6 protein-coding genes are annotated in these 4,855 nt (G+C 42.1%); 2 read left to right on the forward strand and 4 right to left on the reverse strand.

The window, feature by feature from the left end; genetic code table 11:
- Positions 1–189: LexA family protein (locus J2W69_RS20430; protein WP_310282047.1), on the forward strand; the 189-nt coding region annotated here is incomplete at its 5' end.
- A 331-nt stretch (positions 190–520) separates the two neighbouring features.
- Here J2W69_RS20430 and J2W69_RS20680 read toward each other — a convergent pair.
- The 4 genes from J2W69_RS20680 to J2W69_RS20445 all read right to left on the reverse strand — a co-directional run bounded on the left by J2W69_RS20680 (position 521) and on the right by J2W69_RS20445 (position 4,204).
- The gene (locus tag J2W69_RS20680; protein ID WP_405047905.1) at positions 521–691 is read right to left on the reverse strand and encodes a group II intron maturase-specific domain-containing protein; all 171 of its coding nucleotides are present in this window, start codon (positions 689–691) and stop codon (positions 521–523) included.
- 205 nt (positions 692–896) lie between these two features.
- Complete coding sequence (locus J2W69_RS20435; protein WP_310282049.1) at positions 897–2,513, reverse strand: hypothetical protein; 1,617 nt, start codon at positions 2,511–2,513, stop codon at positions 897–899.
- A gap of 282 nt (positions 2,514–2,795) precedes the next feature.
- Positions 2,796–3,554, reverse strand: coding sequence for a metallophosphoesterase (locus tag J2W69_RS20440; RefSeq protein WP_310282052.1), 759 nt, complete (start codon positions 3,552–3,554; stop codon positions 2,796–2,798).
- A gap of 92 nt (positions 3,555–3,646) precedes the next feature.
- Entirely contained in the window at positions 3,647–4,204 is a 558-nt protein-coding gene (locus J2W69_RS20445; protein WP_310282055.1) for an ECF-type sigma factor, read from the reverse strand.
- A gap of 300 nt (positions 4,205–4,504) precedes the next feature.
- Between J2W69_RS20445 and J2W69_RS20450 the strand changes: the two genes are divergently transcribed.
- Positions 4,505–4,726 carry a hypothetical protein gene (locus J2W69_RS20450; protein WP_310282057.1) on the forward strand — a complete coding sequence of 74 codons (222 nt, stop codon included), beginning with the start codon at positions 4,505–4,507 and terminating at the stop codon, positions 4,724–4,726.
- The last annotated feature ends 129 nt before the right edge of the window (positions 4,727–4,855 follow it).

The following is a 4,855-nucleotide window of genomic DNA, read 5'->3' on the forward strand; positions in this document are numbered from 1 at the left end:
TATTACAGCAAGGTCAATGGCCGACCTCCGGCACAGGCTGATATTCAACGCTACTTTAAAGTCACACCGCCCACAGTGCATCAGATGTTAGTGGCGCTGGAGAGTAAAGGTTTGCTGGAAAAAACTGCACATCAAAGCAGAGCAATTACGGTCTTAGTTCCGGTCCATGAGCTACCAACTGACTGGTAACTCAATCGATCAGAATTAAATTGAAAAGGTACTAGTACTCTTTCCATTTAGTTCTGACTGGTTAAAGCATTGTACGTCCGGTTCAGTTTTTGCCGGGCGCCATCCAGGGAACTTCCCCTGCAGCCCCTCGCAGAAAGGTACTTGAGCCTATTGACTCATACAGCTCCCATTAAACCATCGTTCCTCTCATGCCTGCCCGCCAGTGGGCGAACAAGTTGCGAGAAATGCTAGCAAGATTTTCCATGAACTTACCAGCCCTCGTTTTGCGTCGTTGCAGTTTTGTACTTGTATCTGGCCTACCAATGACCTTTCCCCCAAATTAACGCTTTGTTTATTTGGCTGAAAACTCTGTACAACTCTGAACGACAGACCTGCCATAGTAATTTATCCATCCATTAATTATCAGATTGATCCACTTTGCGATTTCGACAAGACTTAAATCTGTTCGCTTACGGATACCCCAGACTGTTACATTATGTTGTTTATGGATAAGTTCACTCATATCTCATTTTACGCCACAAGCGGCGAGGAATTAAACCCGAAGGGATTAAAGTTGAAAGCTATTATGATGCAGAATGCATTTACGGAAAGCTGAATAAAAGGGAGATTAAGAATCTCCACATTTATCCAGCTTGGGTCTACAGGTATTGATGAAGCCAAGTGCATATCATCAGAAAAATCATTTCATCAAGTTAGTGCTAATCTGACTAGTTCAGATTTTCAGGCAATTGATACTGACCAGTCAGACCCATTTCTTTCATTGCAGTATTCAGTACTCGTTCAATAGCCAGCCTGGCTTGAGCAGCTCTGGCTCGCTCAGTGCTGCTGAATTTACTCAAGTTTTTATTGACGTCTTTATATTCAAATCCATGACGTGCCGGACTAAAAACCTGCCCATGTACAGGACCCTCTGCTGAAATAAAATCAGAAGTGGTTAAGTTACCGGCTATGGAGGTCTGCGCCAATGCTTGCTCTACTCTGTCATCACACCAAGTGGTGTAAAGGTTGTCTTCTGCAGCAAAGCTAAACAAAGTTTTCATGGATACTTTGTATCCTTCTTTGCTTGCTCCGTCATCAGAGATGGTTCCGGTAGGTAAACGTTGGTCTTTTTCCATGAAACCATCCAGTCTGCAACCTGGATACAACATGTGCGTCAGTTTTACGCTCTGATAGATGTCTCCATGGATCAGTGCGTTGAGTTGATCACGAAAGCCCACCAAATCAAATGGTTGTGCGGCACCTGAGCCTCCGCCCGGAGAGGTGGGGACAGAGACTACCTGACCTGCTGTTGAGGCTACAGCACTACTGTCTGCAAAAAGTTGAAGTGATTTACCTGCATTCAGCGCTTCCATCACATCTTCCCGGCTTGTGTATTCAAGCATCTGATCAAAGGCTGCTGAAAGTATTGGATCTGCCGCTATATTCTGTACGGTAAGAGCCTGGCGAGGTTCGTTGTGCTCCGGAATTTCTATTGGAGGCAAAGCTGCTAAGTTGCGTGACCAATAATCTTTGATATGAGAGGGCCAGATAGCTGGATCAGCCACAAGCGCAATCATAGCTGAACCTCCATTGGATCGGCCTTCAATCACAAGATTTGACAGATCCAGCGTGGGCCAGCGTTCTCTTACCGCTTTATACAAAAACATCGTATCAAAGGCGCTGAGATCAGGTGCGGTGTGGAAAGGCCGCTTGTCGTTATCTATAGCCGACAAACCATCTCCATCAAAGTTGTAAGGGGGCAGAGTATCTCTGTCCACAGTGTTTGGATCGGTAATGTTTAGCCAAAACAATGCGTTGTCCAAGTGCTCCGGTTTCTTCGCAATATTATAGCGACCGACCATAAAGATATGCACAGGAGAGTTAAACTGTTTAAAGGCGTCTTGCCAGTACCATGCGGCGAAAGCGCTACTGCCAACTATGCTGCGTTTCATCATTTTATCCAGTGCAGGCCCAACAGGTACATGATGGGTCAGGTAGTTAGCGAGATACTGACGTTGGCCAGAATTGTCTGTGGTACAAAGTCCTTCATAGTTTGTGCCGGTAAAGTCCCCATTACTAGAGACATAGTCTTTGCCGCAAGGCCCAAGACTGGATATGTTCTTGTACCACTCTCCTCCAGAACCGTGATTCAGAAATACCACTACTGCCGGGCCTGATCCATTGGGATTAAAGGTCCAGTGGTACGCCTGCTTGTAGTTGCCATCGCCGGTCGCTATAGCAAATCGCTCTTGCGGATAGGCTTTGTAATCTGAATCTGGATCGGCTTGTAATGTCGGCGTTAGCACCAACAATGAACAAAATGAGACGATGATTTTTTTATACATACTAAGACCTCTGTTGTTGTCGCTTTTATAAACGAAAAGGCCACGGAAAATGTAAAGGGGACAATGTGAATAAAAAACTCTTTAAATATCAAATCTAACTGTCATACTCGGACCGCTAACCAAGCAAAAAAACCATAACAGAAACATCATTATAGGATACAGACTTAAATTAAAGGGGAAATCAATACTAAAAAGCAAAGGTGAATTGACTGAAAAGGAACAACTGGGCCCTAAAGAAGGGCTAAGCCTATACGCAAAAAAACTTCAAATAAATTTTACTGACTAAAGAATTAACGGCCTCTCAGCAGCATCCAACGAAACGTAATCACAAGATGAATAAGTAAACTCTGTTGAAATTTCACATAGAGTAAGTCGACCGATTTTTTTTCCTGTCTCTTTTTTAATAGTAGCAGTGCCAGTGTCCAGATTAATGATATTACCTATTTGCCTGACACTTTCCCCTGGGGTATGACCACAGAAAAGCGTGTGTATACCTTGAGCTCTGTGCTCTCCATCCTTCAACCAGTATCTTCTATCCCATACGCTTTCATAAAGCAGATCACGACTGAGCACACCTCCGTATAAATCTTTCCAGTTCATACCTGACGGAATAGACGCATGGATAATGCCAAACATATTCCCTCTATTTTGCAAACTTATAGAAACAGGCATATTTTCAGTGATCATACGCCTGAGCTCATTTTGCTGAGATTTGCATAATGAGAAGAACCAATCTCCACCATTTCTCCGCCATTGTTGCACATCATGGAACTCAGGTTGCCCTGACTCCAGCATAAACAATTCGTGGTTACCTAAACAACTAAAAAACCAAGGTTCTTTCGTCAGTTGCAATGCATCGAATGAATTGGGGCCTCTGTCTATCAGATCTCCTACAGCAAACACACGGTCATTCGAATAATCAAACTTTACGGCTGACAACAATCTAAATAAAAGCTCCACGTGGCCATGGATATCACCAACGATAAAATCCCTGCCTCTGATATTTTGCTCAAATGACAATAGCGAACATAGGTTGTACACTGCTCCACCTCATAAATTGGTTCCTTACCATTTTTAAACGGAAAAAAGATTAAGATTGTAAAAAAGTACGGAGTGCAGTCCCCTGTGCAGGTTCAAATAATAGACTTGATTTGCGCCCTTGCCGACTCCCATTTTCTGTGTACGGTTTGTCTTGTGCAACCAAGAACATCTGCAACTTCTTCGTTGGTCAACCCTATGAAGAACTTCAGCTCAATGATTCTTGCCACTTCTGGATCAAATTTTTCGATTTTACAGATCAAGTCGTCCACACTACATATCATTTCTACATCTTGCTCAGATACCAGATGAACATCATCCAGCTCACAAGGGGTTAGCAAACCACCTCCTTTCAGTGATAATCGCTTTCTAGCAATGTCAACCAGCATGTTTCTGATAGATACTGTAAAAGCTCCTACAAAATGCCTCCGATTTGACCATTGATAATCCTCGGTCATTAACTTTACAAACATGTCATTGACAATCACTGTAGGGGAGTACATGGAGTCTTCTTTCATTCTTGATAGCTGTCTTGCTGCTAACTTTCTTAGTATTTTGTATACTTTACTCAGCACTATGTCTTGGGATTTCGACAACCTGTCAAGCTGTGCATTAACCAACTGCGTAAACTCATTGACATCATCAATATTCATAATATTAAGTCTTCTGGTATATGTAACCGTTGGTTAGAAGAGGAATGATTAACACCCTAGCATCCCCTTGTACTTGTATTTCGTGTGATTGCAATTGAACTCAATGTAGTAAATTCTAAGCTATTTTGCACTCACATTTGGATCGATTAACCATATCCAGAATCTAAACCTGAATCTGTATTACAGAAAAGCAACAGATTTCGTAATCTTAATAGTGTCGTAACTCCAAAAATTAAATTAGGAGGGAAAACGACTTTAAGCTTACAAAAGCTGCTAGCTCTCTTAGCAGTGAAGGAGTGAATGTTGCCTAAAAATAAAATAAATAATGCCATTGGCGTCACCGAGATAGCACTAAGCAGTCTTGAACACAAGCTACTCAAACTTGAAAAAGAAGTAACAGACAACTGCATGACTAAAAGAAGATTTGATCGACAAATGATGGAAATTATTAGCCTTGTCGAAATAACAAAGAGCAGCGTATCTAAAATGAAATTTTTTATCCTTGAAAAAGATCATTGCTAGGGCTTTTTTGAAGAAAGAGATTTGAGTGCCGATCGGAGTATGTAAAATTTTCTGTGTAAGTGGCTGTTTATCATAGTGATACACGATCACCGTACATGATGATGAACTGATTCATCGCCGGTTTCCAGT

Origin of the sequence: Rheinheimera soli, assembly GCF_031457405.1 — a bacterium.
In the GTDB taxonomy this organism is placed as follows: Bacteria; Pseudomonadota; Gammaproteobacteria; order Enterobacterales; family Alteromonadaceae; genus Pararheinheimera; species Pararheinheimera soli_A.